This is a genomic window from Streptococcus oralis, assembly GCF_023109005.1.
In the GTDB taxonomy this organism is placed as follows: domain Bacteria; phylum Bacillota; class Bacilli; order Lactobacillales; family Streptococcaceae; genus Streptococcus; species Streptococcus oralis_BU.
This window is the reverse complement of sequence record NZ_JALDTU010000012.1, coordinates 23,689-39,965: the sequence shown is the minus strand read 5'-3', so window position 1 is coordinate 39,965 and position 16,277 is coordinate 23,689. Positions and strand designations below refer to the sequence as shown.

The following is a 16,277-nucleotide window of genomic DNA, read 5'->3' as shown; positions in this document are numbered from 1 at the left end:
GCCGTGAAAAGGCGGTGTCTTAACCCCTTGACCAACGGACCTTGAGCTTTTCAACTCTTTCTATTATACCTACTTTTCCTCCTTTGTCAAGAACTTTTTTACCTCTTTATCGAAATTCTGAAAAAATAAGGGAAAGTTCTCTTAGAAGAGCTTTACGTCCTCTGAAGACTTCCCCTCCCATGAGACGGTCCACTAACTCTTGTTTTTCCATACTCTGCTTTGATTTGTAATTCTTTAGAAGTTCGTGAAAGAGATAATAATCGTCTAGCCTGAGTCCTTTTTCTCCTAGGCGATGACTAATCTCACTCACCTCTTCATAGGGTTCTTTGTCAAAACGTCGCTTGTGGCTTTCCTGTTTACGGATGTAATCTAGAATACGATTTCTAAATTTTGTTTTAAAGCAGACATAAAGTCGATGGCGCTCGCCCTCTAATAACTCTGGATTACGGCTCACCAGCTCATACAGGCATAACATGCCTTCCTGATCCCAGTCCTCTTTCTCCCACAGATGCAAATGATAATCTTTGCGACACTTATGGACGATTCCCTTACTTTCTTCATATAAGTCTTTTAGATTCATAGACCTCTCCTTTCTGCATTTAGTTTAGCAAAATGCGTGAACCCCTGGGTCTACTTCCTCTATTCTATACTTCTTCCTCCCTCAACGGCACATAAAAAGAGAGGTCAAGCCTCTCTGGGGTTATAATTCTGCAATTTGGTTGAGATTCACTTCTGCAATCGTATCATTACCAAACATAGAGATAATCATCTTCACTTTGTTGTTATCAATTTCAGTAATTTTCCCTGTGTAGTCTGCAAAAGCGCCATCAATAATGCGGACTGTCTGTCCAACTTCAACGTCAATATCGAACTCTTGAACAGTTTGTCCCATTGAAACCAAGATATCACGGATTTCTTGTTCCAATAGTGGAGTTGGTTTTGATCTGTTCCCGTGTGAGCCGACGAATCCTGTTACGTTCGGTGTGTTTCGAACGACGAACCATGCTTCATCTGTCATGACCATTTCTACAAGGACATAACCTGGAAAGCGATTCTCTTCAACTTCCTTTTTCTTTCCATTTTTCTCAACTTGCACGGTTTGTGTTGGAATCTCAACGCGTAGAATATTATCCAACATGTTATACGTTTGCGCACGTTGCAATAGATTTTCTTTTACCTTATTTTCATAGCCAGAATAAGTTTGTAGAACAAACCATCCTTTGTCAAAACTATCCATGATATTTCCTTTCATAATAGAAGAAATTAGCAGAAGCTCTCTGCCTTTCTTCTAAAAAATGTTAATAAATCGAATCAAACCTGAAACAATCAACTGGTCAAAAATGTAAATGATGACCACAAAGAAGGCTGTGTATTCCATAATAGAGCGAAAATCTCTCCAGCTTTCCTTGCGAGTTGGCCACGTTGTTTCTTTAAGAAGTTTAAAAATATCCTTAATGAAGCCCATCGTTCTCTCCTATCTCGTTTCTCTATGTGTCGTATATTTCCCACAATGTTTACAAAATTTATTTACTTCTAGTCGTGTTGGCTTGGGGTTCCCACTAATTTTGATTGAGTAATTCCTTGAACCACAAACTGCACAAGCTAGGCTTGCTTTTTTTAGTGCCATAACGCCTCCATCTTATCTATTATAACAAGAAACCTAGGCTTTGACAAGCCTCTTAACGAAATAGATTAAAGATTGAGTCCCATATTGTCTGGGCTTTTTCTTTTATTTTAGCTTCTGAAATCGCACGTCCTGCTTCATCTACAAGATTTTGTGCACGACTACGAATATCTCCTATCGGGTCCTCAGACTGGTTTGTCTCATTTTCAACAACTTGCTTTTTCGTATTTTCTGGTTCAATACCATTTTGTTTATAAGCATTCTCAACTGTAAAAGTGCTACCTGGAGTGTATGGCAAAATGGTATTAGCCATACTTCTAAAGACATGGGCTGCTCCATTTGAGGTCGAACCTGCTAGATAATGGTTCTCATCCGTCGTCGGGAAGCCGAGCCAGTGGGTAATTACCACATCTGGAGTATAACCAATCACCCACTGGTCACTAGTATATACTGAATTAAAAGCAGCCTCAGTAGTACCCGTCTTTCCAGCCATAACATAATCTGTTGGCGACGAACTAATTCCTGTACCATTGGTAAATGTTCCTAGCATCATACTGGTCATTTTATCAGCTACAGACTTATCAATCACTCGTTTTTGGGAGTTTTTATGGCTCTTGATGACCTGACCACTGGCATTTTCAATACGAGTGATAAAATGCGCTTCAGGCATCAAACCTTCATTAGCAAAGGTTGCATAGGCTTGCGCCATCTGGAGAGGATTCGTCTCTACGCCTCCACCGAGAGCGACTCCAAGAACTCGATCAACATTTTCCATACTCAGGCCAAATCTCTCCCCAGCGTCAAAAGCTTTGTCAATACCTAATGCATTTACAGTCGCCACTGCCGGTAAATTAAGTGATTCCGCCAAAGCCTGATACATAGGTACTTCAGGAGAAGTCTTAATCCCTGCATAATTGTCCACTTGATAACTATCGTACTGCATCGTATGATTATCCAATTGCTTGTTTAAGGCCCATCCTGCTTCTACTGCAGGTGTATAAACGACTAAAGGTTTAATGGTTGAGCCCGGGCTACGCTTAGACTGAGTGGCATAGTTAAAATTGCGGAAGCCTGGTTTGTCATCACTAGCTACACGACCAACAACGCTACGCACCCCACCTGTTTTAGGTTCTAGAGCGACACTACCTGATTCGGCATGTGTTCCGTCCTCTGCCTTTGGAAATAGTGAGGTGTTTTCGTAAACAACCTGCATATTGGCTTGGTAGTTTTGATCAAGTTCTGTATAGATTCGATAGCCGTTGTTGACAATCTCTTCTTCTGTGAGATTGTACTTGGAAACCGCTTCGTTGACAACTGCATCAAAATAAGATGGGTAACGATAATCCGAAACCTTGCCTTCATACTTATCTTGCAGTTGTGAAGCCATATCTACTCCAACCGCTTCGGTCTCTTGATTTTTATCAATATAGCCCGCCGCAACCATATTTTGCAAAACAGTATCCCTACGATTGGTTGAAGTTTCAACAGAATCTAATGGATTATACAATTCTGGTCCCTTGAGCATCCCTGCTAGAGTGGCCGCCTGATCAAGCGTTAGTTGTGAAGCCGATACACCGAAATATTTCTTACTCGCATCTTCAACACCCCATACCCCATTTCCAAAGTAAGCGTTATTGAGGTACATAGTAAGGATTTGCTCCTTGCTGTATTTCTTTGTCAACTCTAAGGCAAGGAAAAACTCCTTGGCCTTCCGTTCAACGGTCTGGTCCTGGGAAAGATAGGCATTTTTCGCCAACTGTTGAGTGATGGTAGACCCCCCTCCAGAACGACCTGCTGTAAGGATGGCTAGAAAGAAACGACCGTAGTTAATCCCATCATTTTTATAGAAGGAACGGTCCTCTGTTGCGACAACAGCATTCTGCAAGTCTTTGCTGATATCTGCCAGCTCAACATAGGTTCCCTTTTGACCGGATAGGGCTCCTGCCTCTTTTTCTTCGCGGTCAAAAATCAGAGTTCGCGTTTTCAAGGCATTTTGCAAATCATTGACATTGGTAGACTTGGCTATCGCAAATAGGTAGGTTCCTACTAGCAAACCTGCACTTAACCCTAAAATAATGGCAATCTTTGTCAGATGATAACGACGCCAAAATTTCCGAATTGGCCCTACTTGTGACATTTTTTTTCTATCGCTCCGAGAACGACGCATGCTAGTCGAATCAGACTCCGCCGATTCACTCGTTTCTTTTTTAAAGAGAGAAAGAAACTTCTCAAATAATTTATCTAATTTCATGCGTTTATTTTATCATCTTCACCATAGGAACTCAAGAATTTAGCTACTCCCTATCCAAATAGGGCTTTTTTTGTTACAATATCTGTATGCAATTCATATTTACATTACCCGAATCCCTGCCTCAAATGACGGTCAAACAATTTCTAGAGGAACAACTCCTCATCCCTAGAAAAATCCGTCACTTTTTGAGAACCAAGAAGAACATCTTAATTAACCACGAAGAAGTTCACTGGAACGAGATGGTGAAGCCAGGGGATATTTGCCAATTGACTTTTGACGAGGAAGATTATCCCAAAAAGGAAATACTTTGGGGAAATCCAGACCTCGTTCAAGAAGTTTATCAGGACCAACATCTTATCGTCGTCAACAAACCTGAGGGTATGAAAACTCACGGTAACCAACCAAACGAAATCGCCCTTCTCAATCATATCTCTGCCTACGTTGGGCAAACTTGCTACGTCGTTCATCGTCTAGATATGGAAACCAGCGGGCTAGTGCTTTTTGCTAAGAACCCTTTTATTCTTCCCATTCTTAATCGCTTGTTGGAGAAAAAAGAAATTGCTCGCGAGTACTGGGCACTCGTAGAAGGACGAGTGGAGAGTAAAGAACTTGTCTTTCAAGATAAAATCGGGCGTGATCGTCATGATCGCAGAAAACGAGTAGTAGATCCCAAAAATGGGCAATACGCTGAAACACATATCAGTCGATTAAAGCAATTCCCAAATAAGACTTCTCTGGTTCGTTGCAAGCTAAAGACCGGTCGAACGCATCAGATTCGTGTTCACCTCTCTCATCACAAGCATCCTATCTTGGGTGACCCTCTCTATAATAGTAAATCAAAAACAAGTCGGCTTATGCTTCATGCCTTTCGCCTTTCTTTTACCCATCCACTCACCTTAGAAAAATTGAGTTTCACTGTTCTATCGGATACTTTTGAAAAAAAATTAAAAAAGAATGGATGACATGATCATCTATTCTTATATATACAAAAAAGCAAGGTCAGAAAGCCTTGCTTTTTTATCGACTCAAGAATTATTTAGCGATTTTTGCAAAGTATTCAAGAGTACGAACAAGTTGTGAAGTGTAAGACATTTCGTTGTCATACCATGAAACAACTTTAACCAATTGTTTACCGTCAACGTCAAGAACTTTAGTTTGAGTTGCGTCAAACAATGAACCGAATGACATACCTAGGATATCAGAAGATACGATTGGATCTTCAGTGTATCCATATGATTCGTTAGAAGCTGCTTTCATAGCTGCATTTACTTCATCAACAGTAACGTTCTTGTCAAGAACTGCTACCAATTCAGTTACTGAACCAGCTGGAACAGGAACACGTTGAGCAGCTCCATCCAATTTACCGTTCAATTCAGGAATAACCAAACCGATTGCTTTAGCAGCACCAGTTGAGTTAGGAACGATGTTAACTGCAGCAGCACGAGCACGGCGAAGGTCACCTTTACGGTGTGGTCCGTCAAGAATCATTTGGTCACCAGTGTAAGCGTGGATAGTAGTCATCAAACCTTCAACGATACCGAAGTTGTCATGAAGAGCTTTAGCCATTGGAGCCAAACAGTTTGTAGTACATGAAGCACCTGAGATAACTGTTTCAGTACCATCAAGTGTATCGTGGTTAGTGTTGAATACGATTGTTTTAACATCGCTTCCACCAGGAGCAGTGATAACAACTTTCTTAGCACCACCTTTAAGGTGTTTTTCAGCAGCTGCTTTAGTAGCAAAGAAACCAGTTGCTTCAAGAACGATTTCTACACCGTCGTTAGCCCAGTCGATTTGTTCTGGATCACGTTCAGCAGAAACTTTAACGAATTTACCGTTAACTTCAAATCCGCCTTCTTTAACTTCTACAGTACCGTCGAAACGACCTTGAGTTGTATCGTATTTCAACAAGTGTGCAAGCATCACTGGATCTGTAAGGTCGTTGATGCGAGTAACTTCAACACCTTCTACGTTTTGGATACGGCGGAAAGCAAGACGACCAATACGTCCGAAACCGTTAATACCAACTTTAACTACCATTAGTGATTTCCTCCTTATGAAAATCCTGAAAATTTTATTGTGAAAAGAGTAACTTGAATCACTACAAATCACCTTTCAACAAACCTATTATATAACTATTTGAGTTTAATTGCAAGTACGGGCGTTGATTTTCTCTGTCAGTTTCTTTTTGATAAACTTCTTTCCCTACTCATAGCGTAAGGATTCCACTGGATCCATTTTACTAATCTTACGTGCTGGGAAGTAGGCTGAAATATAGCCAAGAAACAAAGCAAAAATAAGAGTTCCTGAAACGGAGAGAAGATTTAATTCAAAAACTTTAGAGATAGACGGATAGAAATGGTGGACAATAATATTCGCTAGGCTTCCTAGTCCTTGTGCAATGATAAAGGCTATTAGCAAGGCGATCCCTACAATCCAAAGAGCTTCGTAGATAAAGATTCCTTTCACATCTCTATTTTGATAGCCAACCGCCTTCATGACACCAATTTCCTTAGAACGTTGCATGATATTGATGTAAATAATGATCCCTATCATAACTGCTGCCACCACAATCGCTTGTGAAGAAAGCACAATCAGTAATCCCTGAATGACACGAATAAAGGTAATCACAATATCAAGAACGGCCTGTTGAGAAAGAACTGTATACTTCTTATTTTTCTGCAATTCTTCTATTACTGTTTTCGTACGAGAAGGATCTTTAAGTTCCAGAATAAAATAGGATACAGCCTTTGTAAATTCAGCTTCTTTTAAAATAGTTTCCATCTGGTTGGAAGCCATGAAACTATTGCTATCCTCTGCATCATCTTCGTCATTGATGACACGCACAATATGAGTTTGAAAACCTGCCAACTTGCTACCTTCAGCAGCATTTTCTACAATGCTTGCTGAAACTGGCTTGCCAATAACATCACTAGCTGTCAGATTTTCCCCTGTTTGTTCATTCCAATTTTTGAGCAAACTCATCGGAATCGTCAATCCCTGCTCGTTAACATCCGTATAAAGAGTGCCTGCTAACACTTTTTCTTTTTCATTGCTACTAACAGAAATACTTGTATCTTCATACAAACTCACGACTTGAGCATAAGAAGGCATAGATTGGCTAAATTCTACTTCGTGTCCGTCTATGCTAATCTTTGACATGGTCATGCCAAAAGGACTTTCTAGATATTTAATATTTTCTTTCCCAATCGTATCCACGATATAGTTCTTATCATCTTGGTTCAAAAAACCTCTGCCAGCAACACTAGAATTCAGCGCAATCTGAACTTGGGAAGGGAGCTTCCCCCCGTTGGTATTTTCATCAATCATCGAAATCAAGGCATTTCCTAGCCCAAACGAAACCAATACACCTACAAAACCAATCGAGGTCGCTACTGCAATCAGCAAGTTACGCCACTTTCTTTCCAAAAAGTTACTTAAAGAAAGTTTGAATTTGTTTTTAAAGGACAATCCTTTATTTTTTGACTTCTTCAACGACTTCACCATCCTTCATTTTGATAATCACATCTGCATATTCAGTAACCTCTGGGTTATGAGTAACAATCAGTACTGTTTTCCCAGCTTGGGCCAAATTTTTGAACACTTCTAAAACCATCTCTTGAGATTGAGAATCGAGCGATCCAGTTGGTTCATCAGCTACAATCATATCTGGTTGGTTTACCAGAGCACGCGCAATGGCTACACGTTGTTTTTGTCCACCAGAGAGCTGTTTAACATTCTTAGCCATAAAAGGCTCCATCCCTAAATTATGAAGTTGTTCTTGGGCTATTCTTGTCATTTCTTTATCCGATAAATCTTTGACATAGAGAGGCAACTTAACATTATCCAAAACAGATTGATGGGGGATGAGATTGAAGTTTTGAAAGACAAACCCAATGTTGTCTTTGCGAAATTGCGTCAATTCAACCTCTGACAATTCCTTGAGAGACTCTCCTTTAAAGTCTAAAATTCCCTCGTACTCCCTATCTAAACCGCTGATAATATTTAATAGACTGGTTTTTCCACATCCTGACGGGCCATAAATCGCAGTGATTTTCCCTTCAGCAATTTGCAGGTTAATATTCCTTAGAGCCTGCTCTTTATTATTCCCATCCAAGGCGTAAAATTTTGAAATATTTTTAATGGATAAAATGGACATTACAATCTCCTTTAATCACTTGTGATATCGTGTACCGATACAAACTAAAATAAACAATACCAATATAAATTAATCTAACAGAATCAGATTCAAAAGAAACAAGCAATTCCGTTCTCTTTTTTAGAATTCATTGTAACAAAAAAGCGACATTCCTCCAATGACAGAAATGTCACTCCTATAAACTCTTTAACGATATCTTTCTAGATCCTCCGTCCATTCATTGTCTAAACTAACGACTAACTTCTCATTTCCAAACATTCTCGCCATCATTTTTGCTTCTTCATACTTTTGTTTGGCTGTTTCATAATCCATCTGAATATAATATTTCCACTCAAGCATCAAGACAATCGGTTGTTTTTGAAAATCTCGTGTTTTCTGTCCTATTTTATTTAAGGTCTCAACTGCTCTCTTAAAATAATGAAGCAACCCCATAATCTCTATACAAGTTAAAGAAGCTAACAAGGAGTCTCTAAGTAAGTCCAAACAATCGAACTCTATCTTATCAACCTGAGAACTTAATTTGTCATGAAAACAAAGAATGGTTTCATGTTCAGACTTTTTTATCTCACCCTCGTTTAAACCATCCATTAACTGACAAAGAAAATACAGTCTCAATTTCAACAATTCCTCAGCCCTGTATACATCTCTGGATAGTAAGTCTTGAAGACTGTCCTCAATCACACTGCTTCCATATAAGGAATTACTAGTCATTCTCACTGCATCTATAGCTTGAAGACAATCCACTAGCACTTTCTCATCACGTGGCAAATCATCATAAAAACATTCAAAAATCTCATCAAAATATTCTTCCTTCTGCTCTTGCAACTCTTTGTCTCCATAGTCAGGATGATGAAGAAGAAAGTACTTTAATTCTTGATAACGCTTGGGTAATTCCTTATAGTCTGGCATCAGAATATAGGTTGGAATATCTAGCCTATTCGCTATATATTCTAGTGTTTTTATAGTAGGACGAAATTCTCCTTTTTCAATGCGTACCAACTGACGAACGGATAACTCTGACTCATCTCCACAAAAAACTGGACGACTAAGACCTTTCTCCTCTCTAAGAAGCCGTACCTTCTCTCCTAATTCATTCACTTGTCCCATATCTTCCTCACAATGCCATAAAAATGTTTGATGTTCAAATAAATATATGCGCTTATTATACCATTTTTCAAAAAAATGTACAAAAAAGAGACAGGATAACTCCTGCCTCTAGGCTGATAAACGATTATTTACGACGTCCTGGACGTTCTTTATAACCATAGTAAGCATCTGCCATGATTTCTTCCATGTCAGCTACCATTGGTAAGCGTGGGTTTGCAGGTGAACATTGATCTTCGTAAGCAAGTAAGGCAATCTCATGCAAGCTGTCTTTCCAAGTTTTTTCATCGATACCAAAGCCTTTGAAGTTCATTGTGATTCCAACTGCTTCACCAAGATCGTAAACTGCTTTGGCATAAGCTTCAACCGCTTCTTCTGGTGTTGAGCAAGGAAGACCTAGCATACGAGCGATATCTTGGAATTTTTCATCAGCTTTCCAGTAATTGTACTTAGGCCATGTTGTAGTTTTAGATGGACGAGTTCCATTATAACGGATAACATAAGGAAGTAAAATAGCATTTGTACGTCCGTGAATGGTGTGGTGAACAGCACCAATCTTATGCGCCATTGAGTGACTCATTCCAAGGAAGGCATTGGCGAAGGCCATACCAGCCATTGTAGAGGCATTGTGCATCTTTTCACGGGCTTCTGGGTCAGCTGTTTTTACAGATTTTTCCAAATATTTGAAGACTAACTTGATGGTTTGAAGAGCAATACCATCTGTATAGTCATTGGCAAAGTTAGAAGTATAAGCTTCAGTTGCGTGTGTCAAGACATCCATACCTGTGTCAGCAGCAATAAATGCTGGAACAGATTCTACCAAAGCAGGGTCAACAATTGCAATGGTTGGTGTCAAAGCGTAGTCAGTGATTGGGTATTTCCGATTGTTTGCCTTGTCAGAGATAACTGCAAACGGTGTTACTTCTGAACCTGTACCAGATGTTGTTGGAATACCGATATATTGTGCTTTCTTACCAAGTGATGGGAATTTGAAGGCACGTTTGCGGATATCCATGAATTTTTGAACGAGGTCACCGAAGTCAACGTCTGGCTGTTCATAGAACATCCACATACCTTTAGCTGCATCCATTGGTGAACCACCACCAAGGGCAATGATAGTGTCTGGTTCAAACGAACGCATTACTTCAACACCACGACGAACTGTTGTGATATCTGGATCTGGTTCAACATCTGAGAAGACTTGAATCGTGACTTTGTTTTTACGAAGATTCAATTGGTCAATCACACGTTGTACAAAACCGAGTTTTTCAATTGATTTATCGGTAACAATCATGACACGTTCGATACCTTCGCAAGTTTGAAGGTATTGGATTGAGTTACGTTCGAAGTAGATTTTTGAAGGAACTTTAAACCATTGCATATTATTTCTACGTTTTCCTACTTTCTTGATGTTAAGAAGGTTGATAGCGGATACGTTATCACCAACTGAGTTGTGTCCATATGAACCACATCCAAGTGTTAATGATGGAATGAAGGCGTTGTATACATCACCGATACCACCAAAGGTAGATGGAGAGTTCCAGATAATACGCATTGCCTTTATTTCCGTACCGAAACGTTTTGCAAGAGCTTCGTCTTTTGTATGGATAGCAGCTGAGTGTCCTAGACCATTAAATTCAACCATTTGACGAGCTTTTTTAAGTCCATCTTCAGTATCTTCAGCTTTCAAAACTGCAATAACAGGTGATAATTTTTCACGAGTCAATGGTTCTTTAATTCCAACTTCTGCACATTCAGCAGCCAAGATATTTGTACCTTCTGGTACTTTGAATCCTGCTTGCTCAGCAATCCATGCTGCTGGTTTACCAACGATGTTGGCATTTAGCTTAGCACCAGCACAGTTCTTGCTGTTAGCTTTTGCACCAAAACAGAATTCTTCCAAAAGCGCTTTTTCTTTCTTGTTGACAAAGTAAGTATGGTATGATTTGAATTCTTCTACAAATTTGTCATACACTTCTTTATCAATGATAACCGCTTGTTCTGATGCACAGACCATCCCATTATCAAATGATTTAGACATCACGATGTCATGAGCAGCTTGACGAAGGTCAGCAGATTTTTCTACGTAGGCAGGAACGTTTCCGGCACCTACCCCAAGAGCTGGTTTCCCACATGAGTATGCAGCTTTAACCATAGCATTCCCACCAGTTGCGAGGATAGTCGCAACACCTTCGTGGTTCATAAGTGCCCCAGTTGCTTCCATAGATGGCTCTGTAATCCATTGAACACAGTTTTCAGGTGCACCGGCTGCGATGGCTGCATCACGAACGATTTGTGCAGCATGAGCAGAAGATTCTTGAGCTGATGGGTGGAAGGCGAAAACGATTGGGTTACGTGTCTTCAAAGCAATCAATGATTTGAAAATTGCTGTTGAAGTTGGGTTTGTTGTTGGAGTGATACCACAAATAACTCCGACTGGCTCCGCAATCTTCGTCAAACCTGTAATTGGATCATCTTCGATAACTCCAGCTGTTTTAACTCCACGCATATTGTTCACTACGTGTTCACAGGCAAATAGATTTTTTGTCGCCTTATCTTCAAATACGCCACGACCAGTTTCTTCAACTGCGTGTTGTGCAAGAATACCGTGCGCGTCAAGTGCTGCAACAGACGCTTTTGCTACGATGTAGTCAACTTGCTCTTGGTTCAACTTGCGCATTTCATCAAGCGCAACCAAGGCTTTTTTCACAAGACCGTCGACATGCTTTTCAGCAGCAAGTTGTTTTTCCTCTGGTGTTACTGTTTTTTTATCAGCCATATTATCCTCCATAGCCTTTAAGGATGTCATCCTTTGTTAATTTTTTCACAAGTTTATTATAACTCTTTTTTTATGCTTTGTAAACAGTTTCATAAGTATTTCACAAAGAATTTTTCTGAGATTGTGATTTTTTTCTCAATGTAGCTATGCAATAGAGTTTTGTCTGGACGATTGTGAAATTATGGAAAAAATTTTTTTATTTCACAAAGTTTTTCTAGTTGATAGTTTTTTCTCGAATTTAAGTAAAGAAAGCGTTTTCTTTTCAGGCTTTGAAAATAGCCTCCTAACTTGGAGACTACTGTTTTTGCTGAAAAACGCCTTGTTTAAAGGTCCCTTCATAAACAACTTCTTGCTCTGTCGTCAACTTCCCTTGGCCTTCAGCCTGACCATTTACAAAATCACCTTCGTATTTCCAACCATCTTTTGATTGGAAAGTTCCTTTTCCATTAAAGGCTCCATTATTGAAATCACCTGTATATTGGTCTCCATTTTCAAAGGTCAGAGTTCCTTGGCCATTCATTTTTCCTCGTACCAGGGTACCATCATAAACAAGAGCACCGCCATCAAGTGTCAGGGCACCCTTTTTAGGTGTATTTAGTAGAAATACTGAAAGGGCACAGAGTGCAATTACGACTACTGCAATGAACTCTAGCCTAGGGCGAGTTAGGTAAACTCTATACTTTTCATAGATTTGTTTAAGCTTTTCCATTGTCACTCTCATTTTCTAATCGATCTAGCCAGCTTCGACATCCACTTGTGATGCGATCATAGGTTTCCTCAAAATCTCCTGTATACCAAGGATCTGGAACACTTTCAGATGCAAAAGGGTAGATCTTATGTTGCAATTCCTGAGGACACATTTGACGCAGATTTGAAACGTTTGAAGCATCCATACCGATAATGTAATCAAACGATTCAAAATCTTCTCTACGAATCTGGAGTGATGTTTTGTCTTTGTCATAAGGAATCTGATACTGCCGGAAAATCCCCTGCGTTCCCTTATGAATCGGATTACCATGTTCCCAAGATGAAGTCGCACGACTCTCAACCTGGTAATCGCTCGTCATGGATTTCATTACAAACTCTGCCATGGGGCTACGGCAGATGTTTCCTAAGCACACAAATACTATTTTTCTCATCCCTTTTCCTCTTACTTCATAGAAAAACGGGAGTGACAGGTCCCGTTTTATTCTTCGATTGCTCCGTCTTCGTCAACAACTGTTCCTTCTGGTGTCACAGCTTCTTTGAGTGGCAAAACGGTCTTGATAGCAGCCAATTCAAAAGTCAAATAAACGCCATCTACATCAAGTACGATTGTTCTCTTCTCAGTGTCTACTTCATCCACTGTTCCGTAAAGGCCGCCAATTGTAATAACTTCATAGCCTTTTTGAAGTTTATTTAAGCTTTCCATACGCTTTTGAGCTTGTTTCTTTTGAGAACGTTGCATAAAGAACATCAAGGCCATCATACCTACAAGCATGATTAAAAAAGTAATATTTGGATTCATTGTTTTCTCCTTTGTCTTTTACATAGGACTACTATATCAAATTTCAGCTACTTTTACAAGGTTGTACCTTGTTTTTATGGTTATAAAAAATCAGAGTTTTCACTCTGATTTCTGCAATTATTTCAAGTTTTGAACAACTTTGACTAGATTTTCTACCGTAAATCCGTACTCTGCTAATACTTTTGGTGCTGGGGCAGATGCTCCGAAAGTATCAATACCGAGAACTGCACCATCTAGACCAACATATTTGTACCAGTTTTGAGTTGCACCCATTTCGACTGCAACACGACGGCGAACTGCATTTGGAAGGATTTCTTCCTTGTATGCTGCATCTTGTTTATCAAAGACATCTGTAGATGGCATGCTGACTACACGGACTTTTGCGCCTTGGCTAGCCAATTCTTTGGCAGCTGCAACAGCTAGATTGACCTCTGAACCTGTCGCAATCAAGATCGTATCAAAGTCTGCCGCATTTTCATAGACAACATAGGCACCTTTTGCAACCTTGTCAAAGTCTGTTCCCTCTTCAACAGTCAAGTTTTGGCGTGTCAAGACAAGGGCGGTTGGTGTTTTCTCGCTTGTCACTGCAAGGTACCAAGCCGCTTGAGTTTCACGCGCATCTGCTGGACGGAAAACATTGATATTTGGCATAGCACGAAGACCTGCTAAGTGTTCAACTGGTTCGTGAGTTGGACCATCTTCACCAACCGCGATTGAATCGTGGGTGAAGACATAAGTCACAGGAAGTCCTTGCAATGCTGACAAACGGACAGCTGCTTTCACATAGTCAGAGAAGACAAAGAAAGTACCACCGTAAACACGAAGCCCACCATGAAGGGCCATCCCGTTCAAGATCGTTCCCATTGCAAATTCACGAACACCAAACTGAATGTTACGGTTCAAGCGATTAGCGTCGTCTTGAAGTCCGTCCGTTTTGATATAAGTCATGTTTGAGTGAGCAAGGTCAGCTGATCCACCTAGGAAGGTTGGCAACTTAGCTGCTACAACATTCAAGGCATCCTGACTCGAGTTACGAGTTGCTTGAGAAAATCCATTTTCTAAGGCTGGGAAGTCTGCTGGAGTCACTTCGACTGGATCACGTCCGTCGATAATAGCTTCTACTTCTGCAGCCAGTTCTGGGTGAGCTTCTTTATAATCTGCAACTAAATTTGTCCAAGCTTGATAAGCTGATGCGCCACGGTCTGCAACATTTTCTTTGAAATCAGCATAAACTTGTTCTGGAATTTCAAATGGTTCATAGTCCCAACCAAGCGCTTGGCGAGTTGCTGCAGTTTCATCTGCTCCAAGAGGAGCACCGTGTACCGCATTGGTTCCTTGTTTGTTTGGAGAACCGTATCCAATAACAGTCTTCACTTCAATCAAAGATGGTTTGCCTGAAGCTTTAGCTGTTTCGATAGCAGCATGGATAGCTTCCAAGTCTGTCCCATCTTCAACCAAGGCTGTATGCCAACCGTAGGCATTGTAACGGTCACGAACACTTTCTGTAAAGGAATCTTTTGTCTCACCATCCAAGTTAATGTCATTTGAATCATAAAGAACAACCAACTTGTCGAGTTTTTGTAAACCTGCGTATGAAGCTGCCTCGCTTGAAACACCTTCCATCAAATCTCCGTCGCCACAGATCACATAAGTATAGTGGTCAAAGATATTGAAGCCTTCGCGGTTATACTTGGCTGCAAGGAAACGTTCTGCTTGGGCAAAACCAGTAGCAGTAGAAATCCCTTGTCCTAGAGGACCAGTTGTAGCGTCAACCCCTGCAGTATGGCCAAATTCTGGGTGACCTGGTGTTTTTGAACCCCATTGGCGGAAGTTCTTGACTTCATCCATGCTAACATCTTCAAAACCAGAAAGGTGAAGAAGGGCATAAAGAAGCATAGAGCCGTGACCTGCTGAAAGAATAAAGCGGTCGCGGTTGATCCAGTTTGGTTGAGCAGGATTGATACGAAGTTGTTTTGTAAAGAGGCTATAGGCCATTGGAGCAGCCCCCATAACCACCCCTGGGTGACCTGAGTTTGCTTTGTTAATGGCGTCAATACCTAGAAAACGAATTGCATTAACAGATAGATTTGACATAGAATTTCCTTTCTCTTTGAGGTGATTAATGAATCACACATCCTATTTTTCTATTATATGAAAAAATGCATAGAATAGCAATAAAACAATTTGCGTTCATCTAACACATTTGATTTTCCATTCCCTCGTCACTTCATAGTACGGGAGCAAGCGAGTATAAGCGTCTTCTAGCTCCTCCAATATCGCTTCTACTGACTGATTTTCAATGAAGGAAACATCTGACTTGACTAAGACTTTACGAACTTCTTGATTTCTCAGCTTCTCTCGTAAAGTACGGCGATTCTCCTCAGTAGCCTCCACCTTATGACTTTCCCCATTTGAGTAGACTAGATAATAAATTCCTTCTACCGCTGGAAGCTCTAAAACCTTGGCTTGCTTGTCTAAGGTCTGTTCATCTTTCTTTCGCTCGATGAAACTGACTTCCAAAGAAATCCCAAAGTCAGCAGGTGTTCCATACAAACGAAGAGCCATCATAGGTTCTGTCACTTGTCCGTCTCTCTGTAGATAGGCCCAGAAATGTGGCCGTAAGCGTTGTGCTTGATTCATCCACTGGCTAGTCTGTTGGAGTTGCCATTCTGAATGACTTGCTTGAAAGGTTTTGGCCAATTCTGTAAAAGACTTCCGAGCCTCTTGGCCTTTGTGACGCAATTCCAGCATCTTTTCTCTTTCATCACCAGCTTTATCAGGATTACGATACTGGACCCCTGCAAATGATAGATATTCTCTAACTGCTTTCAGCATATCTGAATCTTTCCTTTC

16 protein-coding genes are annotated in these 16,277 nt (G+C 40.4%); 1 reads left to right on the top strand and 15 read right to left on the bottom strand.

Annotation, left to right across the window (positions count from 1 at the left end; translation table 11 throughout):
- Positions 1 to 106 precede the first annotated feature (106 nt).
- The 5 genes from M1F56_RS09550 to pbp2a all read right to left on the bottom strand — a co-directional run bounded on the left by M1F56_RS09550 (position 107) and on the right by pbp2a (position 3,875).
- Positions 107 to 580 (bottom strand): sigma-70 family RNA polymerase sigma factor, encoded by a 474-nt coding sequence (locus tag M1F56_RS09550; protein WP_247917541.1) that lies wholly within the window; start codon positions 578 to 580, stop codon positions 107 to 109.
- A 120-nt stretch (positions 581 to 700) separates the two neighbouring features.
- A complete protein-coding gene (gene nusG / locus M1F56_RS09545; protein WP_000376732.1) occupies positions 701 to 1,237 on the bottom strand; it encodes a transcription termination/antitermination protein NusG in 537 nt (178 codons plus the stop codon).
- A gap of 51 nt (positions 1,238 to 1,288) precedes the next feature.
- Positions 1,289 to 1,465 carry a preprotein translocase subunit SecE gene (secE, locus tag M1F56_RS09540; protein WP_000505776.1) on the bottom strand — a complete coding sequence of 59 codons (177 nt, stop codon included), beginning with the start codon at positions 1,463 to 1,465 and terminating at the stop codon, positions 1,289 to 1,291.
- Between the two features lie 9 nt (positions 1,466 to 1,474).
- Positions 1,475 to 1,627, bottom strand: coding sequence for a 50S ribosomal protein L33 (gene rpmG, locus M1F56_RS09535; RefSeq protein ID WP_001809375.1), 153 nt, complete (start codon positions 1,625 to 1,627; stop codon positions 1,475 to 1,477).
- 52 nt (positions 1,628 to 1,679) lie between these two features.
- Positions 1,680 to 3,875 (bottom strand): penicillin-binding protein PBP2A, encoded by a 2,196-nt coding sequence (gene pbp2a, locus M1F56_RS09530; RefSeq protein WP_247917540.1) that lies wholly within the window; start codon positions 3,873 to 3,875, stop codon positions 1,680 to 1,682.
- Between the two features lie 86 nt (positions 3,876 to 3,961).
- On the opposite strand from pbp2a, the gene M1F56_RS09525 reads away from it, so the two are divergent.
- The gene (locus tag M1F56_RS09525) at positions 3,962 to 4,837 is read left to right on the top strand and encodes an RluA family pseudouridine synthase (protein WP_348771659.1); all 876 of its coding nucleotides are present in this window, start codon (positions 3,962 to 3,964) and stop codon (positions 4,835 to 4,837) included.
- A 70-nt stretch (positions 4,838 to 4,907) separates the two neighbouring features.
- Here the strand turns inward: M1F56_RS09525 and gap are convergent, their stop codons facing one another.
- From gap to M1F56_RS09475, 10 genes are all read right to left on the bottom strand, one after another.
- Positions 4,908 to 5,915, bottom strand: coding sequence for a type I glyceraldehyde-3-phosphate dehydrogenase (gene gap / locus M1F56_RS09520; protein ID WP_000260675.1), 1,008 nt, complete (start codon positions 5,913 to 5,915; stop codon positions 4,908 to 4,910).
- Positions 5,916 to 6,080: 165 nt separating this feature from the next.
- Positions 6,081 to 7,382, bottom strand: a complete 1,302-nt coding sequence (locus M1F56_RS09515) for an ABC transporter permease (protein ID WP_162279311.1) — start codon at positions 7,380 to 7,382, stop codon at positions 6,081 to 6,083.
- Complete coding sequence (locus tag M1F56_RS09510) at positions 7,351 to 8,034, bottom strand: ABC transporter ATP-binding protein (RefSeq protein ID WP_033585165.1); 684 nt, start codon at positions 8,032 to 8,034, stop codon at positions 7,351 to 7,353. Before M1F56_RS09510 ends, M1F56_RS09515 begins: the two co-directional genes overlap by 32 nt.
- 186 nt (positions 8,035 to 8,220) lie before the next feature.
- The gene (locus tag M1F56_RS09505) at positions 8,221 to 9,141 is read right to left on the bottom strand and encodes a helix-turn-helix domain-containing protein (protein WP_247917539.1); all 921 of its coding nucleotides are present in this window, start codon (positions 9,139 to 9,141) and stop codon (positions 8,221 to 8,223) included.
- A 124-nt stretch (positions 9,142 to 9,265) separates the two neighbouring features.
- A complete protein-coding gene (gene adhE, locus M1F56_RS09500) occupies positions 9,266 to 11,917 on the bottom strand; it encodes a bifunctional acetaldehyde-CoA/alcohol dehydrogenase (RefSeq protein WP_033606383.1) in 2,652 nt (883 codons plus the stop codon).
- 295 nt (positions 11,918 to 12,212) lie between these two features.
- On the bottom strand, positions 12,213 to 12,626 hold the full coding sequence (locus M1F56_RS09495; protein WP_000413196.1) for an MORN repeat-containing protein: 414 nt from the start codon (positions 12,624 to 12,626) through the stop codon (positions 12,213 to 12,215).
- Complete coding sequence (locus tag M1F56_RS09490; RefSeq protein ID WP_002876716.1) at positions 12,613 to 13,056, bottom strand: low molecular weight protein-tyrosine-phosphatase; 444 nt, start codon at positions 13,054 to 13,056, stop codon at positions 12,613 to 12,615. The genes M1F56_RS09495 and M1F56_RS09490 overlap by 14 nt, the downstream gene beginning before the upstream one ends.
- 47 nt (positions 13,057 to 13,103) lie before the next feature.
- The gene (gene yajC / locus M1F56_RS09485) at positions 13,104 to 13,424 is read right to left on the bottom strand and encodes a preprotein translocase subunit YajC (RefSeq protein ID WP_001069054.1); all 321 of its coding nucleotides are present in this window, start codon (positions 13,422 to 13,424) and stop codon (positions 13,104 to 13,106) included.
- 117 nt (positions 13,425 to 13,541) lie between these two features.
- Positions 13,542 to 15,518 carry a transketolase gene (gene tkt / locus M1F56_RS09480; RefSeq protein WP_247917538.1) on the bottom strand — a complete coding sequence of 659 codons (1,977 nt, stop codon included), beginning with the start codon at positions 15,516 to 15,518 and terminating at the stop codon, positions 13,542 to 13,544.
- Between the two features lie 96 nt (positions 15,519 to 15,614).
- Complete coding sequence (locus tag M1F56_RS09475; protein ID WP_247917537.1) at positions 15,615 to 16,259, bottom strand: ribonuclease P; 645 nt, start codon at positions 16,257 to 16,259, stop codon at positions 15,615 to 15,617.
- Positions 16,260 to 16,277: the final 18 nt, after the last annotated feature.

What these genes read in the sequence shown, in the direction of transcription:
- M1F56_RS09525 (WP_348771659.1), top strand. Translation starts at nt 3,962, where the DNA reads ATGCAATTCATATTTACATTACCCGAATCCCTGCCTCAAATGACGGTC.
- M1F56_RS09550 (WP_247917541.1), bottom strand. Translation starts at nt 580, where the DNA reads ATGAATCTAAAAGACTTATATGAAGAAAGTAAGGGAATCGTCCATAAG.
- tkt (WP_247917538.1), bottom strand. Translation starts at nt 15,518, where the DNA reads ATGTCAAATCTATCTGTTAATGCAATTCGTTTTCTAGGTATTGACGCC.
- M1F56_RS09495 (WP_000413196.1), bottom strand. Translation starts at nt 12,626, where the DNA reads ATGGAAAAGCTTAAACAAATCTATGAAAAGTATAGAGTTTACCTAACT.
- yajC (WP_001069054.1), bottom strand. Translation starts at nt 13,424, where the DNA reads ATGAATCCAAATATTACTTTTTTAATCATGCTTGTAGGTATGATGGCC.
- pbp2a (WP_247917540.1), bottom strand. Translation starts at nt 3,875, where the DNA reads ATGAAATTAGATAAATTATTTGAGAAGTTTCTTTCTCTCTTTAAAAAA.
- secE (WP_000505776.1), bottom strand. Translation starts at nt 1,465, where the DNA reads ATGGGCTTCATTAAGGATATTTTTAAACTTCTTAAAGAAACAACGTGG.
- gap (WP_000260675.1), bottom strand. Translation starts at nt 5,915, where the DNA reads ATGGTAGTTAAAGTTGGTATTAACGGTTTCGGACGTATTGGTCGTCTT.
- M1F56_RS09490 (WP_002876716.1), bottom strand. Translation starts at nt 13,056, where the DNA reads ATGAGAAAAATAGTATTTGTGTGCTTAGGAAACATCTGCCGTAGCCCC.
- rpmG (WP_001809375.1), bottom strand. Translation starts at nt 1,627, where the DNA reads ATGGCACTAAAAAAAGCAAGCCTAGCTTGTGCAGTTTGTGGTTCAAGG.
- M1F56_RS09505 (WP_247917539.1), bottom strand. Translation starts at nt 9,141, where the DNA reads ATGGGACAAGTGAATGAATTAGGAGAGAAGGTACGGCTTCTTAGAGAG.
- M1F56_RS09475 (WP_247917537.1), bottom strand. Translation starts at nt 16,259, where the DNA reads ATGCTGAAAGCAGTTAGAGAATATCTATCATTTGCAGGGGTCCAGTAT.
- M1F56_RS09510 (WP_033585165.1), bottom strand. Translation starts at nt 8,034, where the DNA reads ATGTCCATTTTATCCATTAAAAATATTTCAAAATTTTACGCCTTGGAT.
- nusG (WP_000376732.1), bottom strand. Translation starts at nt 1,237, where the DNA reads ATGGATAGTTTTGACAAAGGATGGTTTGTTCTACAAACTTATTCTGGC.
- M1F56_RS09515 (WP_162279311.1), bottom strand. Translation starts at nt 7,382, where the DNA reads ATGGTGAAGTCGTTGAAGAAGTCAAAAAATAAAGGATTGTCCTTTAAA.
- adhE (WP_033606383.1), bottom strand. Translation starts at nt 11,917, where the DNA reads ATGGCTGATAAAAAAACAGTAACACCAGAGGAAAAACAACTTGCTGCT.